The following is a 22,980-nucleotide window of genomic DNA, read 5'->3' on the forward strand; positions in this document are numbered from 1 at the left end:
TCCTTTCAAAACCATTGAAGAGGCTAAAGCACACCCTATTCCTGAAGGTTGCCAAGCATGGATCCAAGGGCCAACGGGCTATCATTCCATGATGGGAGGCACATGGCAGTTTTGGCCTCTTCCAAGAAACTAACGAACTGACCTAAGGGAAGTCGCTGATAGCAGCGGGCTCCCTAGGCCCGCTGCTACGCCCCCTCGCGCTTGCGCCGGCGGAACTCCGCCACCTTGGCCTTGGTGCCGCAGCCTTTCATGGAGCACCAGCGGCGGTCGCCGGCACGGGACGTGTCGACGAAGAACAGGGTACAGGCGGGCGATTGGCATTGCCGGATGGGTGCCCCGCTGCCGAACAGATGCACCGCGTCACGTGCCACCGTGGCGATGAAGGCCGTCATGGGGCCCGAGAGGCGCACGTTCCCAGACTGGGAAAGGGCAGGTGTCGCCGCCGGCAGGGCGGCCACCTGATTCAGGACATCCAGCGCCGAATCGACGCTGCCGCCTGGCGGGCCGCTACCGCCATGCCGATGGACGGCCAGATCGTAAATGGCCTCACGCAGGCGCCGGGCCAGCGCCAAATCCCCCTCGTCCGCCGGCGGTGCCGTGTCGGTCAGGCCCGCCGCCACAATCCAGCGCCGCACGTCCTCCGGCGTCGCCAGCAGCTCCCGTGGTGCTGGCTTCAGCCGCGCCTGCAAGGTGGCCGGCAGATCGATGGCCGGGCATCCGCCCCGGAAGCGGAAGCCGTCGCGTTCCTCCGCCAAGGGAGGGGCCCCCACTGGAGGAATTGAGTGATGGTCGCCCTGTCGCATGTAACCGTATTGACAGGTTTCACGGATAAGGGCAACCATCGCCCCATTGAAACCTGATTAACCGGTTACATAAGAGAGGAAGCGACCATGCGTTTCGACAAGAGTCTGTCCGCCCTGGCCGTGCTGGCGGCCCTGGGCACGTCCACCGTCGCCCGGGCCGCCGACCTGGCCTCGCTGGAGGGCACCTGGGTGATGGACGCGGCGTACGAGATTCATGCCGACGGGAGCCGCACGACCAATTTCGGCGAACACCCGCTGGGCCTGCTGACCGTCGATTCGGCCGGGCGCTACAACATGCAGATCTTCCGGGTGGGCCGGCCCGCCTTCGCCAGCGGCGTGAAGACCCAGGGCACGGCGGAGGAGTACCGGCAGGCCGTTCTGGGCTCCAGCACCCACTTCGGCACCGTCCAGATCGACCGGGCGCATCACCAGCTGGTGTTCGACGTGCAGGCGGCGTCATTCCCCAATTGGGAGGGCAAGCGCCAGGTGCGCGACTACACCTACGACGGCGGGCTGCTGAGCTATGGCGTGCCGGCCAGCGCCTCGGGCGACGGCACGGTGGCCTATTCGGTGTGGCGCAAGGCGCCGTGACCCCTGGCCGCATCACAAGACATCGACCGCGCCCGGCCTTGTGAAGCCACCCCGAGTCGCTTACAAGAAGGGCCCATGTCCATCCTGACCCCCTTCCTCTGCCTGTTCCTGCCCTTCCTGCTGGCGCTTGGCCTGGTGGGGGCGGCCACCTGGTGGCTGAAACGCCGCCAAGTCATGGACCAGCCCAACGAGCGCTCCAGCCACACCCTGCCCACGCCGCGCGGCGGCGGGCTGGGTGTGGTGCCGGCCCTGCTGGGCGCCTGGGCCGTGACCGGCCTGGTGGCGGGGGACATGGACACGCTGTGGCCCACCATCGCCGCCGCGCTGGCCCTGGCTGTCATTTCCTGGGCCGATGATTTGGGTGGCGTGCCGCCCGGCTGGCGCCTGCTGGCCCAGGTGCTGGCCGTGGCCGTGGGCCTGTCGGCCCTGCCGCCGGAGGCCCTGGTGTTCCAGGGCTGGCTGCCGCATTGGCTGGACCGCTTCGTGGCCGGCCTGGCCTGGGTGTGGTTCGTCAACCTGTTCAATTTCATGGACGGCATCGACGGCATCAGCGCGGTGGAAACCCTGTGCCTGGGCCTGGGCCTGGCCGCCGCGTACTTCGCCGCCGGACTGATGGGGTTCATGAGTTCCTACGCCCTGGCCCTGGCCGGCGTGGCCCTGGGCTTCATCGCCTGGAACTGGCATCCGGCCCGCGTCTTCCTGGGCGATGTCGGCAGCGTGCCCCTTGGCTTCCTGTCCGGCTGGCTGCTGCTGCGCGCGGCGGGCGACGGCCTGTGGCTGCCGGCCCTGATCCTGCCGCTGTATTACCTGAGCGACGCGAGCCTGACCCTGGCCAAGCGCCTGTGGCGGCGGGAACCGGTGTGGCAGGCCCACCGGCAGCACTTCTACCAGCAGGCCGTGCGCCGCCTGGGCCGGCACGACCTGGTGGCCCTGGCTATCCTGGCCGCCAATGCCGCCCTGGCCGCCAGCGCCATCCTGTCCTTCACCGATCCCAGCTGGGTGGTGGTGGCGCCCATTACCGTCGCGGCCCTGCTGGCCTGGATGGCCCATGCCAAGACGGCGTCCGAAGGCCAGGCGAACGGTGGCGCCGCCTGAATCCGGCCCTGGTTGACAGGTTCCTTACCCAGCCTTGAGATGAGCGGGAAGCGGACCTTCAAAAATTTAAGTTTGCTTGGGGCGGCAAATCGCCTAAATACAGAGTCCGCGACGCACCCGCACGTGCCACTGGCCCCTGGGTTCCGGTCATCGAACATGGCCCGGACCCTTGGATGGTTAAGCAACGACGTTAGGCGTCCTTTTTAAGCAGATCCGGCCGAAGTGACTGGGCCGGGCCTTGAGAGGGAACCAACATCATGCTTTCCACCATAAAACGGGCGGTGAAGCGGTAAGCCCCTTCTGGTCCTGACGCGTCTGTTGACGCTTTGAGGTCTTAAGGTCGACGGATCGACCCGATGGCCCGGCAATCACGGCGCTAGACCAGATCATTCCCCTTCCCACCGATCGCTGACGTTGAACGGCCCCTGGCGCCACCGCCTTGCCCGTTTCCCGCGCGGTCCCTGGTTCAGCCGAATGAAGCCGGCTCCCTGTACGCCCGAGGGCGACGCCGGGGCCGGACAGGGGTATTGCTATGGCCTACCGTTTCCGTTCCGCCGTCTCCCCCCTGCGCCGCGTGCGCGCGCAGGCCCGTCCTTCCGCCATCCCGGCCCCCACCCCCACCGTGGACAGCCTGGTCGCCAGCCTGGCCCCGGCGGAGCCGATGCACTGCCTGCGCCCCCGCCAGGTTGCCGCCAACGCCCGCGAGTTCATCGCCGCCTTCTACGGCGCCGTGGAGCAGGCCCTGGGTGACGGCACGCGCGGTGCCGTCATGTATGCGGTGAAGTGCAACCCCGACCCCACCATGCTGCGCGCCCTGACCGAGGGCGGCCTGCGCCATTTCGACTGCGCCTCCCCCGCCGAGATCCGCCTGGCCCGCCAGATGTACCCGTCGGCCGCCGTGCACTACATGCACCCGGTGAAGAACCGCGCCGCCATCCGCGCCGCCTATTTCGAGCAGTCGGTGCGCGACTTCTCCCTCGATTCGGCCGATGAGCTGGCCAAGATCGTCGAGGTGGTGGCCGAGGGCGTGCCCGGCGCCGACGGCGTGGACGCCCGCCTGGACCCGGTGGCGGCGGACCTGGGCCTGATGATTCGGTTGGGCATGCCCAAGGGCCAGGCCGCCTATGACCTGTCGGCCAAGTTCGGTGCCGCCTTCGACGAAGCAGTGGCCCTGCTGCGCGCCGCCCGGCCGCTGGCCATGCGCGTGGGCGTCTGCTTCCACGTCGGTTCCCAGTGCATGGACCCGCAGGCCTATACCCGCGCGCTGGCCATTGCCGACGCCGTGGTGAAGGCCGCCGGCGTCGCCATCGACGTGGTGGATGTGGGTGGCGGTTTCCCCGCCCGCTACCCTGATATGGACCCGCCCCCGCTGGCCGATTACATGGCCGCCATCCGCGACGGCCTGGTGGCCATGGATCTGGCCCCCAACGTCCAGGTGTGGTGCGAGCCGGGCCGCGCCCTGGTCGCCACCGGCGCCTCGGTCGTCGTCCAGGTGGAACGCCGCCGCGGCTCGGAGCTTTTCATCAATGACGGCGCGTACGGCAGCCTGGCCGACGCCGGTGCCTTGGGCATGCGGTTCCCCGTGCGCCTGATTCGCCCGACGCAGGCCGAGGCGCTGCAGGAGTTCAGCTTCTGGGGCCCCACCTGCGACAGCGCCGACTATATGCGCGGTCCCTTCCTGCTGCCCGCCGACATCCGCGAGGGCGACTGGATCGAGATCGGTCAGCTGGGCGCCTACGGCGCCGCCTTGCGCACGGCCTTCAACGGCTTCGACCAGGCCCGCCTGGTGGAGGTCCGCGACGCCCCGCTGGTGGCCACCGCAGGCCTGGTCTCCGCCCCGGTTCGGCGGAATTCGCGATACGGCATATTGCGTCGCCGCATCGCTTGAGGCAAACACGGCGCTCTTAATTCAACAGAGGGGCCGGCGCCCGTGAAGGAACGCCGGCGAATTCGCGACAGCAACAGACGGTCGGTCAACCGTTGGTAAAGCCCGGAGAGTTTATGATGTCCCATTCCGTGAAACATGCCGCCATCCCCGGGCGACTTTATATCATCGGTTTCGGCAGTATCGGCCAAGGCGTGCTTCCCCTGGTGCTGCGGCACCTGGACATCACCGCCGACCGCATCACCATCATCACGGCCGACGCGCGCGGCCGGGATGAGGCGGCGCATTACCAGGTGGATTTCCAGATCCGTCCGCTGACCCGCGACAACCACCGCGACATCCTGGTGCCGCTGCTGCGCAAGGGCGACTTCGTCCTGAACCTGTCGGTCGACGTCTCCTCCCTGGCGCTGGTGGAGCTGTGCCAGGAGACCGGCGCCTTCTACCTCGACACCTGCATCGAACCCTGGGTGGGCGGCTACACCGACCCCAGCCTGTCGCCGTCGCTGCGCAGCAACTACGCCCTGCGCGAAGCGGCGCTGGAGCTGAAGACCCGCTATCCCGGTGGCCCTACCGCCGTGCTGACCCACGGCGCCAACCCGGGGCTGGTGTCGCACTTCATGAAGCAGGCGCTGCTGAACATCGCCCAGGACAACGGCCTGGACGTGGCCGTGCCCACCACGCGCGACGGCTGGGCCCGCCTGGCCCAGCGCCTGGACATCAAGACCGTGCACGTGGCCGAGCGCGACACCCAGGTGGCCGACCGCCCGCGCGAGCGGGGCGAGTTCGTCAACACCTGGTCCATCGACGGTTTCGTCAGCGAAGGCTGCCAGCCGGCGGAACTGGGCTGGGGTACGCATGAGCGCCACTTCCCCGCCGACGGCCAGCGCCACGCGTTCGGCAGCCAGGCGGCCATCTTCCTGAACCGCCCCGGCATCAGCACCAAGGTGCGCACCTGGACGCCCATGGAGGGCCCCTTCCACGGCTTCCTGGTCACGCATAACGAGGCCATCTCCATCGCCGACTATTTCACGGCGCGGAACGAGGACGGCAGCGTGGCCTACCGCCCGACCTGCCACTACGCCTATCACCCCTGCGACGACGCCATCACCTCGATCCACGAGTTCGTGGGCAAGGGCTATATGCAGCAGGAGCGGCAGCGCCTGCTGATGACCGAGATCGTCGACGGCATCGATGAGCTGGGCGTGCTGTTGTGCGGCCACGAGAAGGGCGCCTACTGGTACGGCTCGCAGCTGACCGTGGCCGAGGCGCGCGAACTGGTGCCCTACAACAACGCCACCAGCCTGCAGGTCTGCGCCACCGTCCTGGGCGGCATGGTCTGGGCCCTGGAGAACCCGACGCAGGGCCCCGTCGAGGCCGACGAGGTCTCGTTCGAGCGGGTCATGGAAATCGCCACGCCCTACCTGGGGCCCGTGGTCGGCGTCTACACCGACTGGACCCCCCTGGACGGCCGCGAGACCCTGTTCCCCGAGGATCTGGACCGCGCCGACGCCTGGCAGTTCAAGAACGTGCGGGTTTGCTGAATTAATGGTCTTGAGACTCTCCGGAGCGTAGCGACTAGGACGCGACCGCGTCTGCCGCAGCATTCCGGGGAGCGTCAGCGGACTGGAATGCGAGGAAGCCAAGGGGCCGGATGGCCCCGCTGGCGCCTGAAGCAAACATCACACATGCCCCCTCCCCAGCGGGCGCGGGGCTTAAACAATTGCGTGCGCGCCGGCCAGCGATTAAAGACCCGTAACGGGCACTGTCGCCCTTTCGACGCCCGGGACCCTTCTGCATTATGACTGACAGCGCCGACGAGGCCATTGCGGCCAAGGCCCTGCTGCCGGCCGGCTTGCGCGATCTTCTGCCGCCTGCCGCCCAGCATGAGGCCCGCATCGTGGAACAGCTGATGGCGGATTTCGGCCGCCATGGGTATGACCGGGTCAAGCCGCCGCTGATCGAATTCGAGGAAGGCCTGCTGGCGGGCCCGGGCGCCAAGCTGGCGCATCAGACCTTCCGCCTGATGGACCCGGTGTCCCAGCGCATGATGGGCCTGCGCGCCGACATGACGCTGCAGGTCGCCCGCATCGCCCAGACCCGCCTGGGCAAGGCTCCCCGCCCCCTGCGCCTGTCCTACGCCGGCCAGGTGCTGCGCGTGAAGGGCTCGCAGCTGCGCCATGAGCGCCAGTTCGGCCAGGTGGGCGTGGAGCTGATCGGCAGCCTGCGCGCCGAGGCGGATGCCGAGATCGTGCTGCTGGCGACCGAGGCCCTGACCAACCTGGGTGCCGAGGGCCTGACCGTGGACCTGACGGTGCCCACCCTGGTGCCGGCGCTGTTCCGTTCCCTGGGCCTGGATGAGGCCACGCAGCGCGCCGCGCGCGAGGCCCTGGACCACCGCGACGCCGCCGGGCTGGCCGCCATCGGCGGAGCCGCCGCGGAGCTGTTGGGCCGGGTGATGGCGTGCTGCGGCAACGCCCCCGCCGCCGTGGAGGCCCTGGCCGCCGTCGAGCTGCCGGCGGAGGCGGAGCCGGAGCGCCAGCGCCTGGCCACCGTGGTGAACCTGATCGTCAGCGCCGCCCCGCACGTCCAGATCACGATCGATCCCGTGGAACAGCGCGGGTTCGAATACCAGACCGGCGTCAGCTTCACCATTTTCGCCCGTGGCGTGCGCGGCGAGATCGGGCGCGGCGGCCGCTATCGCACCCTGGCGGGGGAACCGGCCACCGGCTTCACCCTGTTCACCGACACGGTCATCGAGTCCGTGCCCGGCCCGGCGCCGGCCCGCCGGCTGCTGCTGCCCCACGGTACCCCGGCGGCCCAGGCCCAGCGCCTGCGCGAGAAAGGCTGGGACACGGTGGCGGCGCTGGAGCCGCTGGACGATGACGCGGCCGAGGCCAAGCGCCTGGGCTGCAGCCACCTGCTGCGGGACGGCTGGACCGTCGAGGTCTGAGCGTCCATCTGTTTGGAAATCCTGCGGGTGCCGCATCGCCGCCCCGCGCCTGCTATTGAGCGCCGTTTTAGAGGGAGAAGCATCATGGCCAATGTCGCGGTCGTCGGCTCGCAGTGGGGTGACGAAGGCAAGGGCAAGATCGTCGACTGGCTGTCCAGCCGCGCTGACGTCATCGTCCGTTTCCAGGGCGGCCACAACGCCGGCCACACGCTGGTCATCAACGGCGTCACCTACAAGCTGTCGCTGCTGCCCTCCGGCGTCGTGCGCCCGGGCAAGCTGTCGGTCATCGGCAACGGCGTGGTGGTCGATCCCTGGGCCCTGCTGCGCGAGATCGAGAACATCGCCGCCCAGGGCGTGCAGATCACCCCGGAAAGCCTGATCGTGGCCGAGAACGCCACCCTGATCCTGCCGCTGCACAGCGCGGTGGACAAGGCGCGCGAGGAAGCGCGCGGCGCCGGCAAGATCGGCACCACCGGCCGCGGCATCGGCCCGGCCTATGAGGACAAGGTGGCCCGCCGTGCCATCCGCCTGTGCGACCTGGCCGACGAGGCCGTGCTGGAGCACAAGATCGACCAGCTGCTGTTCCACCACAACGCCCTGCTGCGCGGCCTGAACGCGCCGGAGATCGACCGCGCCGAGCTGCTGGCCCAGCTGCGCGAGATCGCCCCGCGCATCCTGCCCTACAGCGCCGTCGTCTGGCAGCGCCTGGAAGAGGCCCGCGCCCAGGGCAAGCGCATCCTGTTCGAGGGCGCCCAGGGCGCCATGCTGGACGTGGACCACGGCACCTACCCTTTCGTCACCTCCTCCAACACCGTGTCGGGCAACGCCGCCGCCGGCAGCGGCATGGGCCCCGGCGCCGTCGGCCACGTGCTGGGCATCACCAAGGCCTACACCACCCGCGTCGGTTCCGGCCCCTTCCCCACCGAGTTGTTCGACGATATCGGTGAGCTGATTGGCGCCAAGGGCAAGGAATTCGGCGTGGTCACAGGCCGCAAGCGCCGCTGCGGCTGGTTCGACGCCGTGCTGGTGCGCCAGGCGGTGAAGGTGGGCGGCATCGACGGCATCGCCCTGACCAAGCTGGACGTGCTGGACGGCATCGAGGAGCTGAAGGTCTGCACCGGCTATCGTTACAAGGGTGAGGTCATCCACCACCTGCCGGCCGGCCAGACGGCCCAGGCCGAGGTGGAGCCCATCTACGAGACCTTCGAAGGCTGGACCCAGAGCACCTACGGCGCCCGGTCCTGGGCCGACCTGCCGGCCACGGCCATCAAGTACATCCGCCGCATCGAGGAACTGATCGAAGCGCCGGTGACCCTGCTGTCCACCAGCCCCGAGCGCGACGACACGATTCTCATGCGTGACCCCTTTCAGGGGTAAGGCCCCACACCGGGGTTGGTTCTTAGAAGCCTGATGGCGTGCCTCACGCCATCAGGTAGCCCGCGACTGCGGGCGCCGGAGCGAGCACCGAAGGGCGCAGCGAGGATAGCCAAGCGGCCGGATGGCCGCGCCGGCGCCTGAGGAACAAGGAAAAAAGGTGATGGGTAACGGCAATGGCGCGACTTTGATCATTCCGCCGCAGGGTCCGTTGCGGGGCCGGGTGGCGCCGCCGGGGTCCAAGTCCATCACCAACCGCGCCCTGCTGCTGGCGGGATTGGCCAAAGGCACCAGCCGGCTGACAGGGGCGCTGAAAAGCGACGACACCCGCTATATGGCCCAGGCCCTGCGCGACATGGGCGTGGGCGTTGATGAGCCGGACGATACCAGCTTCGTCGTCCATGGCACCGGCACCTTGCGGGCGCCGGCCCAGCCGCTGTTCCTGGGCAACGCCGGCACCGCCACCCGTTTCCTGACGGCCGCCGTGGCGGCGGCGGTGGACGGCACTGTGGTGGTGGACGGCGATGCGCACATGCGCAAGCGCCCCATCGCCCCCTTGGTGGCGGCCCTCAAGACCCTGGGCGTGGATATCGACGCCCCCACCGGCTGCCCGCCCGTTACCGTCAACGGCCAGGGCGGCTACAAGGGTGGCCGGGTGGAAATCGATGGCGGCCTGTCCAGCCAATATGTCTCTGCCCTGCTGATGATGGGCGCGCTGGGGCGCGAGCCCACCGACGTGGTGCTGACCGGTGCCGACATCGGCGCCAAGGGCTATGTGGATCTCACCACCGCCGCCATGGCCGCCTTCGGCGCCCGGGTCAGCCATCCCAGCGACGCCACCTGGACCGTGGCCGCCACCGGCTACACCGCCGCCGATTTCGTGGTGGAACCTGATGCGTCGGCCGCGACCTATCTGTGGGCGGCTGAAGCCCTGACCGGGGGCGCCATCGACTTGGGGACCCCGGCCACCGCCTTCACCCAGCCGGACGCCCGCGCCTACGACTTCATCCGCCTGTTCCCCCACCTGCCGGCCGTCATCGACGGCTCGCAGATGCAGGACGCCATCCCTACCCTGGCGGTGCTGGCGGCCTTCAACACCACGCCCGTGCGCTTCACCGGCATCACCAACCTGCGGGTGAAGGAATGCGACCGCGTGGCGGCATTGGCGACGGAACTGTCGCGCATCCGCCCCGGCCTGGGAGTGGAGGAGGGCGACGATCTGCTGGTGGCCAGCGACCCCGGCCTGGCGGGCCAGAGCCTGCCCACCCGCATCGAAACCTACGCCGACCACCGCATCGCCATGAGCTTCGCCCTGGCCGGCCTGAAGATCCGCGACATCGCCATCCTGGACCCGGGCTGCGTCGCCAAGACCTATCCGGGTTACTGGAAGGCGCTGGCCGGCCTGGGCGTGGAGTTGAAGGACGCGACCTGACCCATCGCATAGTATCTCTTCTTACGGTTGCAATGACACCGTAGTCATCTGACACTGCGGCCTTCGCGCGACCGGCGGTCAACGCGGCGCGCCATTTCCGGGCCGCCCCAACATGCACGATGCCGCGTTGTCATCCGGCGCCATGGCGCGCGTGAGGAAAGGACGGGCCTTCATCGTCCTGCTCATGCCCGTTGTCGGCATCCTTCTGGTCCTGAACCTGGCGGAGTTCTGGGGGCTGGCCCCTCGGATGGCGGGCCGTGGCGTCCTGGCTTGGCTGGGCCTGCCACCGGCGTCCTGGGAAAGCATCCGCCTCCTGCTGCTGATCGCCTTTTTCGGGGGCGTGTTGCACCGCTATTTCCGCTTCATCGAAAAGTCATTCGCCGTTTCCTCCGGCAGTGGAGACGTATAATCAGTCTCGGGGCGCACACGGGCGCCCCGGGGAGAGATGCCTTGAAAAAGCGCGGCGGTCCGGTCACGGAAGACATGAGTGATGAGGCCGGTGGGGACCGGCAGTTCGTCACGGCGCTGTCGCGCGGCCTGGACATCCTGCGCTGTTTCGAGCCCACCGACGGCCCCCTGGGCAATGCCGACCTGGCGCAACGCTGCGGCCTGCCCAAGGCCACGGTGTCGCGCCTGACCTACACCCTGGCCAAGCTGGGCTATCTGGATTACCTGCCCGACAGCGGCAAATACCGCATGGGTGTGGCCGTGCTGGGCCTGGGCTATGCCTGCCTGGGCGGGCTGAAGATACGGGAAACGGCGCAGCCCTACCTGCAGGCCTTGGCCGACGACGCCGGCGACGGCGTGCTGACCGCCCTGGCCGGCCGCGACGACCTCAGCATGGTCTACATCGCCTGCGCCCGGGCGCCCGGCATGGTCAGCCTGCAGCAGGATGTCGGGTCGCGCCTGTCCTTGGGCCGATCCAGCATCGGCCGCGCCTATCTGGCGGCCCTGGACCAGCCCACCCGGGCCCCGCTGATGGAACGCCTGCGCCAACGGGCGGGCGAGGAGTTTTGGCCCATGGTCGAGCGGGGCATCCTGCGCTCCGCCGACGAAATCCGGGCACGCGGCTTTTGCCTGAACGTGGGCGAATGGGTGCAGGGCGTGAATTCCGTCGCCGTGCCCCTGCGTCCCACCCAACCGGGCCAGCCGCCCCTGGCGTTCAATTGCGGCGGCCCGTCCTACATTCTGACGCCCGAGCGGCTGGAAAGGGAACTGGGCCCCCGCCTGGTGGAACTAGCTAACCGCGTGGCCCTGGTCGGCCGGGCGGTTTGAGTCCCCTTCTTCCCCGGCCAACCCCATTGACGCCCCGCGCCGGCCGAATATACATTGTAGAAGAAATAGCAAGCAGGGCAGGCCGTGATGGGCAGGAACACGCTGGGCACACTGGAACAGGCGGTGATGATGGTCATCCTGGCCCTGGGCGACGGTGCCTATGGCGTGGCCATCCGCGATGAGCTGAGCCGCCGCACCCGGCGGGAGCATACGCTGGGCGCCGTCTACACCACCCTGGACCGGCTGTCGGCCAAGGAGCTGCTGGAGTCGTACCTGGGCGAGCCGACGCCGACGCGCGGCGGCCGGGCAAAACGCTATTTCAAGCTGACCGGCGAGGGGCGTCAGGCGCTGGATCACGCCGTCAACGCCCGTCACGAGTTGGAATACGGCCTGGATCTGGCGGGCAAGGGGGCCTGAACCATGACGACGCCGTCCGAAAACAGCATCGCCGTCGTCACCCCAACCGTCCTGCCCCTGTTCCCCCGCCTTTGCCTGATGCTGGTGGCCACCCCCGATGAGGTGGAGGATCGCATGGGCGACCTGGAGGAATCCTACGTCAACGCTTTGGCGATCCTGGGGCCGGACGCCGCCCTGAGCCGTTATCGCCGCGACATCGCCTCAAGCATCCTGGCCATCGCCAGCCGGCGGCTGGAGAACCTGGTGCTGCTGCGTTTCCTGGACCGGGGCCGGCTGCTGCAATCGCTGGCCACGATCGCCGTGGCCTTCACCGTCTGCTGCGCCATGATGTCGGTGCTGGTGCCCGCCCCCTGGTGGCTACGGGCGGGCATGCCCAGCTATCCCGGCCAGTTCCGGGGCTTCAACCAGCCCGATTACCCCGTCTGCCAGGCCTGGACCGACTATCAGGGCCGGAGCCGCCTGGCGCGTGACCTGCACGGCCCCGGTGTCCACGTGACCGAGGTCACCACCCGGGGCGCGGTGCGCCAGGGCGCGGAACAGGATCTGGCCGTCCTGCTGCCCCAGGCGGCCAAGGTGACCGCCATCTATTGCGGCATCACCCGACCGGGTGCGGGGAAGACGGTCGTCGAAGAGTGTTCCCGCGGCGGCTGCGGCACCGGTGTCTCGGCTTTCGTCGAGGATAGCGCCTATGTCAAAGGCCGTGTCCTGACCTTGGCCATGTCGAGCCGCTCCGCCGCCCCCGAAGACGGCGTCACCGGCCATTTCTGGATCGCCTGGCGCGACGACGGCACCAGCGTCCCCTGAATCCCCGTCCGCCCCCATCGCCCTTCCTGATAAGTCGCGCTTATTTCTTCTACATTGTGTAATAAATTAAGGAAGCAGCAGCCATGCACGCGAATTTGTCGCTTGAGGCCCAGATGCCGTTCCCCGTCGCGCTCATGAGCCGGCTGCTGGTGTCCCTGATTTCGGCCGCGCTGTCCGTCAGCCTGGTCTATGCCTTGATGACCGCCTCGATACCGGACCCATGGTGGCGGCAGGCGGGGTTGCGCACCAACCCCGGTTATTTCCGGGGCGCCAACGTGGTGGACTATCCCTTCTGCCAGGCCTGGAACGATTACCAGGGCGGGAACCGCATGGCGCGGGACCTTGGCGCCCCCGGCGTGCGGGTGACCGAGGCGCAGACACGAACGGCCATCCGCCCGGGAGGGGAAGAGAACCTGTTCGTGGAACTGCCCGGGACCGCCCAGGTCGTCGCCATCTATTGCGGCATCTCACAGGATGGGGCGCCCATGGGCGAATGCGCCCGCTATGTCTGCGGCGACGGGGTCGCCACCTTCGTCGGTGACAGCATGTACACGGGCAGCGAGTACAGCGGCACCCTGCAGGACGGCAACCGGATCCTGACCCTGACCCTCATGAACAAGCGGGCCGAAACGCGGCGGCGGACCACGGTCCGCTTCTGGGTGGCCTGGCAGGACAATACTCCACCGCCCCAGGCCACGACCCCGCAAACGGTCCCTCCGGCCCTGCCCCCAAAAGCCGCGGCGAAGCCCTTTTCCAATGCGACCTGATCCGCCCCACGGGAAACGACACCATGAGAACATTGATGGCCCGGGCCTGCGTGCTGCTCTGGCTGCCGGCCCTGGGCGCGCAGGCGCAGGATGTGATGGGGGTCGGGACCTGGACCATCTGGGGCACGCGCGTCACCTTCGGGCAGGACGGCGCGGTACCCGGCGACAACGCCGTGACCGCCGCCGCGGGGGATGACAGGGCGGGGGAGCCCTGGGCCAGCGCCGCCAGTATGGCCCTACCCTTGGCGCTGAAGGCGGGCGAACGGGTCAGCGCCACCTTCTGGGCCCGCGCCGCCCGGCCGGAAACGGTGCCGGTCATGATCAATGGCGGCGCGCCGTCATACGCCGTCCTGGCCAGCCGGACGGTGGACCTGACGCCGGATTGGCGCCGCATCACCCTCAGCGGCGTGGCGCCGACCGACCTTGCTGCTGGTACGCAGTTCCTGACCCTGCATCTAGGCAGGGCACCGGCTGACGTTCTGCTGGGCCCCGTGCTGTTCCGGCCCGGCGAACCCGATGACGCCGACATGCAGGCGACCTTTGCCGGCTTCCGGCCCGCGCAGCGGGTGCAAGATGTCCGTATTCCTTCCGACCCCGGTGTAGTGCTGGCCGGCCGGTTGCGCCTGCCAGGCCGGCATGGAAGCGGTCCATTCCCCGTTGTCGTCCTGCTGAGCGGCAGTGGCCCCGGCAAGCGCGGCGTCTTTCCCCTGGTGGAGGATCGGCTGCTGGCCGAGGGCATCGCCACCCTGGATTACGACAAGCGGGGAGTAGGCGAGTCGACCGGGACGTTCCTGGACACCCTGGGGCTGATGGAACGGGACGCGGCGGCGGCGGTGGCCTACCTGCGCACCAGACCGGATATCGACGGCGGGCGGGTGGCATTTCTGGGCCTGAGCCAGGGCGCCTATGTCGGGCCCGCCGTCGCCGCCCGCGACCCAGCCATTGCCGCCGTGGTCATGCTGGCCGGGCCCGCAGGCGAGAAGGGCACGCTGTTCACCGACGACATGCGAGAGAAACTGGCCAAGGCCGGCATCGCCGGCGACGCCAACGACCGGGTCGTCGCCGCCCTTCAGGCCCTGTATGCCGCCCGTATCGCCGAAGCACCGCCGTCGGTGGTGGACCCCGCCCGCCAAGCGCTGATCGACGGCTGCGTCGCGGGCGGCTGGAGCTTGGCGCAAGCGCAAGCCGTGGTCGCCGAACTGGATACCCCGGTGGTCCTGTCCATGTACCAGGCCGCCCCCAACGAGGCGCTGGCCATGATCCGCGCGCCCGTCCTGGCCCTGTACGCGGGGCGGGACACCGTCGTCTCCACACCGCGCACCGTTCCGCAGGCCCGCGCCGCCCTTCGGAACAACCCAGACGCCACCGTCATGGAACTGCCCGGCCTGAACCATGGCTTCCAACATGTCGACACCGGCCAACCGGGACCGCTGGAACCGGCAATGTCCGCACCCGAGGCGCTGGACCTGGTGGCGCGCTGGCTGGACACGCACCTGCATCCGGCCGTGCCGGGGCCGGCCGCCCAAGGCACCGTAATCCCGCGCCGCGCACAATGAATTCCGCAATGCGGAATTATATTCCGCAAATGTTGCAACATATCGGCGCTTTGATACTGTCCTGCCGACGGCGCCGACCCAACCAGGCGCCTTGAGGGAGGGAGAGCCCCATGGACGCCAGCGGCATCGCCACCGACTGCACCCCCGTGCGCTATGAGCGCCAGGGCCGCACCGGCATCATCACCGTCAACCAGCCGCCCGTGAACGCGCTGGGCCAGGCTGTGCGGGCCGGGCTGCTGCGCGCCCTGGCCTTAGGCCAGGCGGATGGTGAGGCCGACCTGCTGGTCCTGCTGGCGGCCGGCCGCACCTTCATGGCCGGCGCCGACATTCGCGAATTCGGCCAGGCGCCGCTGGTGCCCTTCCTGCCCGATGTGGTGGCGGCACTGGAGGCCAGTCCCAAGCCCGTCATCGCCGTGCTGCACGGCACGGCCTTGGGCGGCGGGCTGGAGGTGGCGCTGGGCTGCCATTTCCGGGTGGCGCTACCGGGAACCAGGCTGGGCCTGCCGGAGGTGAAGCTGGGCCTGCTGCCGGGGGCCGGCGGCACCCAGCGCCTGCCCCGCCTGGTGGGCCCGGCCAAGGCGCTGGAGATGATCGTCAGCGGCGATCCCGTCACGACGGCCGCCGCCCTGGACATCGGCCTGGTCGACTGGCTGGCGGCGGAGCCTGAACCCCTGGCCGCCGGCCTGGCCTTCGCCAAGCGCGTGCGGGCCAAAGGCCTGATGCCCCGGCGCACCGGCGCGCGCGGCGACCGTATCGCCGCCGTCAGCCCCCTGCTGTTTTCCGCCGTCCGCGACGACCTGGCCCGGAAATCACCCCACCTGTTCGCGCCCCATCGCTGTGTCGACGCGGTGGAAGCGGCCTGCACCCTGCCCCTGGCGGAGGGGCTGAAACGGGAGCGGGAACTGTTCCTGGCCTGCATGGACAGTCCCCAGCGCGCGGGCCTGATCCATTCCTTCTTCGCCGAGCGCGCGGTGGCCAAGGTGCCGGGGCTGGCGCCCGACCTAACGCCCCGCCCGGTGGATCGCGTCGGCGTCATCGGCGCCGGCACCATGGGCGGCGGCATCGCCATGTGCTTCGCCAATGCCAAGATCCCCACCGTGCTGCTGGACACGACCCAGGAGGCGCTGGATCGGGGTTTGGCCACGATCCGCCGCAACTACCAGGCCAGCGTGGCCAGGGGCAAGCTGAGCCAGGAGGAAGCGGACGCCCGCCTTGGCCTGATCCGTCCCCGCCTGGACTACGGCGACCTGGCGGACGCTGATCTGGTGATCGAGGCGGTGTTCGAGTCCATGGACCTGAAGAAACAGATCTTCACCCGGCTGGACCAGGTGTGCCGGCCGGGCGCCATCCTGGCCACCAACACCAGCACCCTGGACGTCGACGCCATCGCCGCCGTGACCAGCCGGCCGCAGGACGTGGCCGGCCTGCACTTCTTCAGCCCAGCCAATGTCATGCGCCTGCTGGAGGTGGTGCGGGGCCGGGAGACGGCGCCCGACGTGCTGGCGACGGCCATGGACGTGGCGCGGCGCATCGGCAAGGTGGGCGTGGCCGTGGGCGTCTGCTACGGCTTCGTCGGCAACCGCATGCTGCACCAGCGGGCGCGCGAGGCCACGGCCCTGGTGGACGAGGGGGCGGCGCCGGACCAGGTGGACCGTGTGCTGACGGACTTCGGCTTCCCCATGGGGCCCTTCGCCATGGGCGACCTGGCCGGGCTGGACGTGGGCTGGCGCATCCGGGAAGAACGGCGCAAGGCCGGCGACCCCGACACCCCGCCGCCCGGCTGGCTGGACCGCCTGGCCGAACAGGGCCGCCACGGCCAGAAGACCGGCGCCGGCATCTACCGCTATGAGGCCGGCAGCCGCACGCCCCTGCCCGACCCGGTCACTGCCGACCTGATTGCCCGGGACCGTGCCGCCAAAGGCATCACCCCGCGCAGCGTCACGGACCAGGAGATCCTGGAGCGCTGCCTCTACGTCATGGTGAATGAGGCGGCGAAGATCCTGGAGGAGGGTGTGGCCGCCCGCGCGCTGGACGTCGACATGATCTGGGTCCACGGCTACGGCTTCCCCGCCTGGCGCGGCGGTCCCCTGTTCTGGGCCGACCAGGTGGGCCTCGGCACCATCCTGGGCACTATCACCAAGTTCCACCAGGCCAGCGGCGCCAAGCAATGGCAGCCCGCCCCCCTGCTGGAGCGCCTGGTGCGCGACGGCCACGGCTTCGCCAGCCTGAACTGAAGGACTCTTAAGCCATGGCCTTGGATCAAGAGACGCTGAGCCAGCTGCTGGACACCGTGGGCCGCTTCGTGCGCGACCGGCTGGTGCCGCTGGAACATCAGGTGGCGGAGGATGACGCCATTCCGCCACACATCGTGGATGAGATGCGGGATCTCGGCCTGTTCGGCCTGTCCATCCCCGAGGAGTATGGCGGCCTGGGCCTGACCATGGCGGAAGAGGTGCAGGTGGCCTTCGAACTGGGCCAGACCTCGCCGGCCTTCCGCTCCCTCATCGGCACCAACAACGGCATCGGCTCGCAAGGGTTGGTTATCGACGGGACGGAGGAACAGAAGCGGCACTACCTGCCGAAGCTGGCCACCGGGGAGTTGATCAGCGCCTTCGCCCTGACGGAGCCGGAGGCGGGGTCCGACGCCGGTTCCTTGCGCACCAGCGCCCGGCGCGACGGCGACCACTATGTGCTGAACGGCACCAAGCGCTTCATCACCAATGCGCCACGCGCCGGCCTGTTCACCGTGTTCGCCCGCACAGATCCCGCCAGCCGCGATGCCAAGGGCGTCACCGCCTTCCTGGTGGAGGCGAACACGCCCGGTGTCAGCGTCGGCCCCGTGGACCGCAAGATGGGGCAGAAGGGCAGCCACACCGCCGACGTGGTGTTCCAGGACGCGCGGGTGCCGGCGGCCAACATCATCGGCGGGCGCGAGGGCCAGGGCTTCCGCACCGCCATGAAGGTGCTGGACCGGGGGCGCCTGCACATCGGCGCGGTCTGCGTGGGCGTGGCGGAACGCCTGATCCGTGACAGCCTGGCCTACGCCCTGGACCGCCAGCAGTTCGGTCAGCCCATCGCCGAGTTCCAGCTGGTGCAGGCCATGCTGGCCGACAGCCGGACGGAAACCTACGCCGCCCGCTGCATGGTGCTGGAGACCGCCCGCCAGCGCGATGCGGGTCGCGATGTGGGCACGGAGGCCGCCTGCACCAAGCTGTTCTGTTCGGAAATGGTGGGCCGCGTGGCCGACCGCGCCGTACAGATCCACGGCGGTGCTGGCTACATGGCCGAATACGGGGTGGAACGCTTCTACCGCGACGTCCGCCTGTTCCGCATCTATGAGGGCACCAGCCAGATCCAGCAGTTGGTCATTGCCCGCAACATGATCCGGGACGCCAAGGGCGGCCGCTGAGACTCAGGCGTCGAACAGCCAGACCTGGCCGGCGCGGGCCAGGGCGGCGACCGCATCGGCCACGGCGGGACCTTCCATGTCCGGCAGGTCCCGCCGCAGGTCGCCCAGGCGGGCGCCGTCCGTGGCCAGCAGTTGCGTCAGCACCCGCCGCTGATCCGGCGGCAGTCTGGACGGAACCGGCCCCGGACCACGCGCGGCGGGATGGATCTCCGTGGTGTCCGCCAGGGTGCGATCCAGGCCCAGGTTCATGGGCTGGAACGCCTCCCGCTCCCAATCCAGCTGGGTGAACAGCGCCGCCACGTCCGGCTGTTCCAGCGCGCCGTGCAGCAGGTCGGCCTGAACCGCCATTTGCCGGCGCGTCGCCGCCTCATCGGCCAGGGCCATGACCTCTTCCCGGAAGGCGGCTTCGCCCCCCTCCAGCCGGCCGGCCAGGGCCCGCAGCATGTCGCGGGCGCGCAGGCCCCCCAGGTTGATGGTCAGGTGGACGGAGTGTCCACCCTCCGCCACTGTGGCCCAATGGATGTCGCCGCGCGGGATGTACAGCACGTCGCCGGGGCGCAAGGTGTCCTCCCACTCCACCGGCCCCGCCTCCGCCACGGTGGGATAGCTGCGGCTGACCAGGGGATGGACGGCGCGGGCGCCATGGCAATGCCAGCGCTTCTCCCCCCATATCTGCAGGATGATGACGTCGTGGTTGTCCCAGTGGGGCCCCAAAGCCCCCTCACGCTGGAAGCTGACATAGGCGTTGGCGCCGCCGCGCACGCGATAGCGCCGCTCCACCGCCGCGACCAGGGCGGCGATGCGGGGGGACACATGGTGCAAATGGTTCAGTGCCAGGCTGAGACCCTGGCCGATCTGGTCGTGCAGGGCGGCGGTCTTCAGGAACATCTGGCCCGCCTTGTTGCGGCCCACCACCGTGTCATAGGGCAAATCCTGGCCGGACCGCACAAGGCGCAGGCGGCCGTTGTGCAGGCCCGCCAGCGTCACCTGGGCGTTGATCAGCGACCAGGGCAGCAGCCGGGCGAAGGCGTCCGCCTGGCCGGTGCGCAGGTGCAGGCGCCGCTTTTCCAGGAAGGCCCGGTCCAGGTCTGCCGGATCATGAGGACGAACCAGCGCCGACACGCCACCAAGCATAAGCCCACCCCAACGCCATGATCCCGCGCCAGGATAGCACCCGGCCGGAAAGTGCTGCTACTTCGGCGTGTCGGGTGTCGCCTGGGCGGGCGATGCCGGGTCGCCCGCCGGCTTGGCCGGCTTCTTCCGGGGGGCGGGCTTCGCCTCCGGCTTGCCGTCCTCATCCGTGGGCGACAGGAAGAACAGGTTGCGCAGGAAGCCGGGGGCCAGCACGGCCAGTGGATTGACCGACACGTCCAGGTCGTCCAGCGGGCCCTTCACCCGGTACGTGGCCGACAGCAGGCCCTGCCCCTCCCCCCCCGTCAGCAGATCGCCGACGATGGGGATGGCGCCCAGCAGCTTGTTGAAGGTGCTGAAGGGCACGATGGTGCCCTGAAGGTCGGCCATGCCGCGGCTGAGGTTGATCTCCCCCTCCATGGTCAGGCCGATGGCCGCACCCGAGGTGCGCACGTCGTGGAAGCTGACGCCGGTGTCGGTCCAGTGGAAGCCGCCTTCCAGCTTGGCAAAGGTGATGGGGGCGCCGCTCATGAAGTCGGAGAAGCCCTGGAAGCTGGCCGCCGACAGCAGGCGCGCCATCACCGGCGCCTCCACCACCTGGTAATCGGTGACGTCCAGGGTGCCGTCCACCACCTCATGCGGGTCGCCGGGGGTGCTGTGGCCCTTCACCACCAGCTTGCCGCCGCGCAGATGGTCCAGCACGTCCAGCTGCTGCAGGGCCGCACCCGCGTCGTCGGAGGTGATGGTCAGCGCCATGGCGTTGCCGTCCGGCACATAGCGCAGGGACAGATGGCCGGCGTTGTCCTTGCCGATGCGGCTGTCCAGCACGACGGAGCGCCAGCTGCGGCCCCGGCGGGCGAACTGGCCCTTGCTGGCGCCAATCTCGCGGCCGCCGTTGGCCGTTACCACCTTGTCGAAGTTGAAATCGACGTCCAGCGGCGGCCGCGCGTCCAGCGCCTTCAGTTCCGCCTCGGTCAGGGGCCGGCCGTTGCCGCCCCCGCTGGCGGAGCGGCGGAAGGGCCGCGCGTCCATGGAAGGACCGGCCGCCTTGATCCGCATGCCGCCCGCATCGTCCACATCCACCGTCATGGCGGCGTCGGTGCGCCCCTGGCGGTAACGGTCGACCGCGATATGGCCGATGGAGAAATCGTGCTTCAGGTCCATGCTGCCCGACGCCTCCATCCCGTCCGCCTTCAGCTGGAAGCGGGTGACGTGCAGCGGCCGGCCCTGGTCGAAGCCGACCTCGACGTGGCCGGACGCCGGCACGCCCGTCACCTTGCGCCAGTCCATCAGGGACACGGCCAGGGCCGACTTGGTCAGGTCCAGGTCGGCCAGGATGGTCTCCTGATGCTGGGCGTCCCTGGTGTAGACCATGTTGACGCCCACGGGGCCACGCACCCAGTCGGGGAAATCCAGGTGGAACAGCTGGCGGTCGCGGTCGTTGGCCGTGGCCTGCAGGGCGACACGGGTGCCGATGGGCGCCTCCGCCGGGAAATTCTCGCGCCACAGGATGCGGGCCGGCATGCCGTTCAGGCGGGCGGTGCCGTTGGTGTCCATGCCCTTGTTGTCCAGCACCAGGTTCAGGTCCCCATCCGACGCCTTGATGTCGGCGACGATGCCGTCGGCGGCCACGTTCTTCAGGTGTGCCTGCACGCCCAGCTTCACCTGGTCCATCTTCAGGGTGGCGACCAGTGGGAAGTCGAAGCGCAGGGTCATGTCGGCGGTGCCGGCCACGGTCGCCGGCACCAGCCCCACCTTCCTGGCATAGCCCAGGGGCGGGGTGTCGATGACGGTGAGCGCGGAGGAGATGGGGCCGCTGACCGGCAGCGTCATTTCCATCTTCTGCGCCGTCTTGTCCAAGCCGGTGATGTCCAGGCGCGAGGTGCCCAGCGCCAGGTCCAGCAGGCGGCCCTGCGTCAGCTCGATGCCCAGGTGCCCGCCGTCGAAGGTGGCGGTGCCGCCCACATCCTTCACCTTGGGCAGGCCATCCATGTAGTTCACGGTGGCGCCGGAGAAGGTGAAGTTGGCCATCATGCGGCTGGGCACCATGTCCGACAGGTCGGCCGGGGCGTTGCCCTCTAAATTGAAGGTGACCTTGTCGAAGGCGCCGTCCGACAGGTTCTGCATGATCCAGGCGCGCGGCTTGGGCAGGGCGTCCAGGGGCCACAGCGCGTCCAGCGCGTTCAGCGGCACGGACTTGACCTCGGTGGCCAGGGTCACGCGATAGCTGCCGTCGTCCCGCTTCACCCCCTTGCCCGTCAGCATGACGGTGGACGCGGGCGCGGGTCCGCCGGACCCGGGCAGGGTCAGGTTCAGGTGGTTCAGGATCAGGCCCCCCGGCTCCAGCCGCGCCTGCAGATCCAGGTTGGCCACCGCCAGCGGCGCCTTCAGCCGCCCCGGCAGGGTGACGGTGCCGGCCGTGCCACTGAGCGCCACGTCGAAGATGCGGGGGGAGAAGTCGGAGGCAAGGTCCAGCGTCACCGTGCCGGCCAGGGGCATGTCGATGCCGCCCACCGCCGCCAGCACGCCGTCGGACGCGCGGGTGACGCGCGCCAGATCCGCCGGGCTGACGCCGGAGAAATGGGCCACGGCGCTGACGGTGCCGTCGGCCAGGCGATAGCCGAGGTCGGCCGCCACCTGCGTCATGTGCCCGCCCAGGTCCACCACCAGCTGGGCGTTGCCGCTGATGCCCCGTCGGTCGCGGGTCAGGGAGATGTCAGCCCGGGGGGCGGACCACACCAGGCCCAGCTGGCGGTTGTCCACCGACAGCCGCGCCTCGGACACCACCAGCTTGGTGAGCGCGCCCAGGGGTTCCAGCGGATCCGGCGGCCGCTTCAGCGCCGTGATCAGGTCCGCCATGAAGTCGTTGCCGTCGTCGGTGTCGTCATCCGACATCAGCGCCAGGCGGAAACGCCCATCGACCTCGCGGATGGCGTTCAGCCGGGGGCGCACCAGCACGATACGGGTGGGTGCCAGGCGGCCGTGCAGCAGCGCCGGCACCGACAGGGCAACGCGGAATTCCGGCAGCGTCGCCACGGTGGCGCCGCCCGTGCCGGTCAGCACCACGTCGTCGGCCAGGATTTCCAACGTGGCGCCCTTGGGCGCCCTGGCCAGCAACACCTTGTGGACGGAGATGTGGACGGTGCCGCCGGAATTCACCGCCTGCTCAAGATAGGGCGCGAACCACGAAATGGGCATGGGCCCCCGGCTGAGGCGCCAGGTCAAAAGGCCCGCCGTGACCAGGACCACCAGCAGCAGGCCCGCCGCCAGTTCCAGGATGACCAGGGCCGTGTGGCCGATCATGCCCCGGCGCTTGCGCGGCGGCTTGGGCGGCGGCGGTTCTGTAGGCTCGGGCGGGCGCCGCCCCGGCACGCGCAGGCCCACATCCCCCCCTTCGCCGGACGCCTGCGTCCCGGTCGGTACCTCGGAAGGCGCCTCGGCGGGGGGAATGGGCGGGATCGGACGGGGCAAAGGCTCAGACTTCCGGCATG

Annotated in this window: 18 protein-coding genes; 15 read left to right on the top strand and 3 right to left on the bottom strand. The window is 69.5% G+C overall.

Going from position 1 to position 22,980, the window contains the following annotated elements:
• Positions 1 to 185: 185 nt before the first annotated feature.
• Positions 186 to 755 (bottom strand): CGNR zinc finger domain-containing protein, encoded by a 570-nt coding sequence (locus FBZ88_RS15100; RefSeq protein ID WP_211102674.1) that lies wholly within the window; start codon positions 753 to 755, stop codon positions 186 to 188.
• Positions 756 to 890: 135 nt separating this feature from the next.
• Here FBZ88_RS15100 and FBZ88_RS15105 point away from each other — a divergent pair, with 135 nt between their 5' ends.
• The 15 genes from FBZ88_RS15105 to FBZ88_RS15175 all read left to right on the top strand — a co-directional run bounded on the left by FBZ88_RS15105 (position 891) and on the right by FBZ88_RS15175 (position 18,358).
• Positions 891 to 1,394, top strand: a complete 504-nt coding sequence (locus FBZ88_RS15105; RefSeq protein ID WP_145618016.1) for a lipocalin-like domain-containing protein — start codon at positions 891 to 893, stop codon at positions 1,392 to 1,394.
• 75 nt (positions 1,395 to 1,469) lie between these two features.
• Positions 1,470 to 2,489 carry an MraY family glycosyltransferase gene (locus tag FBZ88_RS15110; RefSeq protein ID WP_145618018.1) on the top strand — a complete coding sequence of 340 codons (1,020 nt, stop codon included), beginning with the start codon at positions 1,470 to 1,472 and terminating at the stop codon, positions 2,487 to 2,489.
• Between the two features lie 532 nt (positions 2,490 to 3,021).
• Positions 3,022 to 4,377 (top strand): type III PLP-dependent enzyme, encoded by a 1,356-nt coding sequence (locus tag FBZ88_RS15115; protein ID WP_145618019.1) that lies wholly within the window; start codon positions 3,022 to 3,024, stop codon positions 4,375 to 4,377.
• A 116-nt stretch (positions 4,378 to 4,493) separates the two neighbouring features.
• On the top strand, positions 4,494 to 5,915 hold the full coding sequence (locus FBZ88_RS15120; RefSeq protein WP_145618154.1) for a homospermidine synthase: 1,422 nt from the start codon (positions 4,494 to 4,496) through the stop codon (positions 5,913 to 5,915).
• 257 nt (positions 5,916 to 6,172) lie between these two features.
• Positions 6,173 to 7,324, top strand: a complete 1,152-nt coding sequence (locus tag FBZ88_RS15125; RefSeq protein ID WP_088872781.1) for an ATP phosphoribosyltransferase regulatory subunit — start codon at positions 6,173 to 6,175, stop codon at positions 7,322 to 7,324.
• An 84-nt stretch (positions 7,325 to 7,408) separates the two neighbouring features.
• The gene (locus FBZ88_RS15130; RefSeq protein WP_145618020.1) at positions 7,409 to 8,701 is read left to right on the top strand and encodes an adenylosuccinate synthase; all 1,293 of its coding nucleotides are present in this window, start codon (positions 7,409 to 7,411) and stop codon (positions 8,699 to 8,701) included.
• A gap of 160 nt (positions 8,702 to 8,861) precedes the next feature.
• Complete coding sequence (aroA, locus tag FBZ88_RS15135; RefSeq protein WP_145618021.1) at positions 8,862 to 10,130, top strand: 3-phosphoshikimate 1-carboxyvinyltransferase; 1,269 nt, start codon at positions 8,862 to 8,864, stop codon at positions 10,128 to 10,130.
• Positions 10,131 to 10,242: 112 nt separating this feature from the next.
• A complete protein-coding gene (locus FBZ88_RS15140) occupies positions 10,243 to 10,539 on the top strand; it encodes a hypothetical protein (RefSeq protein WP_145618023.1) in 297 nt (98 codons plus the stop codon).
• 74 nt (positions 10,540 to 10,613) lie between these two features.
• Positions 10,614 to 11,405, top strand: a complete 792-nt coding sequence (locus FBZ88_RS15145) for an IclR family transcriptional regulator (protein WP_145618024.1) — start codon at positions 10,614 to 10,616, stop codon at positions 11,403 to 11,405.
• An 87-nt stretch (positions 11,406 to 11,492) separates the two neighbouring features.
• A complete protein-coding gene (locus FBZ88_RS15150) occupies positions 11,493 to 11,822 on the top strand; it encodes a PadR family transcriptional regulator (protein ID WP_145618025.1) in 330 nt (109 codons plus the stop codon).
• 3 nt (positions 11,823 to 11,825) lie between these two features.
• The gene (locus FBZ88_RS15155; RefSeq protein WP_145618026.1) at positions 11,826 to 12,626 is read left to right on the top strand and encodes a hypothetical protein; all 801 of its coding nucleotides are present in this window, start codon (positions 11,826 to 11,828) and stop codon (positions 12,624 to 12,626) included.
• Positions 12,627 to 12,709: 83 nt separating this feature from the next.
• Positions 12,710 to 13,393, top strand: a complete 684-nt coding sequence (locus FBZ88_RS15160) for a hypothetical protein (protein ID WP_145618028.1) — start codon at positions 12,710 to 12,712, stop codon at positions 13,391 to 13,393.
• Positions 13,394 to 13,416: 23 nt separating this feature from the next.
• Positions 13,417 to 14,949 carry an alpha/beta hydrolase family protein gene (locus FBZ88_RS15165; RefSeq protein WP_145618029.1) on the top strand — a complete coding sequence of 511 codons (1,533 nt, stop codon included), beginning with the start codon at positions 13,417 to 13,419 and terminating at the stop codon, positions 14,947 to 14,949.
• A 110-nt stretch (positions 14,950 to 15,059) separates the two neighbouring features.
• Positions 15,060 to 17,183, top strand: coding sequence for a 3-hydroxyacyl-CoA dehydrogenase NAD-binding domain-containing protein (locus FBZ88_RS15170; RefSeq protein WP_145618030.1), 2,124 nt, complete (start codon positions 15,060 to 15,062; stop codon positions 17,181 to 17,183).
• A gap of 14 nt (positions 17,184 to 17,197) precedes the next feature.
• Positions 17,198 to 18,358 (top strand): acyl-CoA dehydrogenase family protein, encoded by a 1,161-nt coding sequence (locus FBZ88_RS15175; RefSeq protein ID WP_145618032.1) that lies wholly within the window; start codon positions 17,198 to 17,200, stop codon positions 18,356 to 18,358.
• 3 nt (positions 18,359 to 18,361) lie between these two features.
• Here FBZ88_RS15175 and FBZ88_RS15180 read toward each other — a convergent pair whose 3' ends face one another.
• Both FBZ88_RS15180 and FBZ88_RS15185 read right to left on the bottom strand, forming a co-directional pair.
• Positions 18,362 to 19,492: a JmjC domain-containing protein gene (locus FBZ88_RS15180; protein WP_145618033.1), complete on the bottom strand. Its 1,131-nt coding sequence runs from the start codon at positions 19,490 to 19,492 to the stop codon at positions 18,362 to 18,364.
• A gap of 57 nt (positions 19,493 to 19,549) precedes the next feature.
• Positions 19,550 to 22,960, bottom strand: coding sequence for a YhdP family protein (locus FBZ88_RS15185; protein WP_145618035.1), 3,411 nt, complete (start codon positions 22,958 to 22,960; stop codon positions 19,550 to 19,552).
• Between the last annotated feature and the right edge of the window lie 20 nt (positions 22,961 to 22,980).

It is taken from the genome of Nitrospirillum bahiense, assembly GCF_007828025.1.
GTDB classification, from domain to species: Bacteria; Pseudomonadota; Alphaproteobacteria; order Azospirillales; family Azospirillaceae; genus Nitrospirillum; species Nitrospirillum amazonense.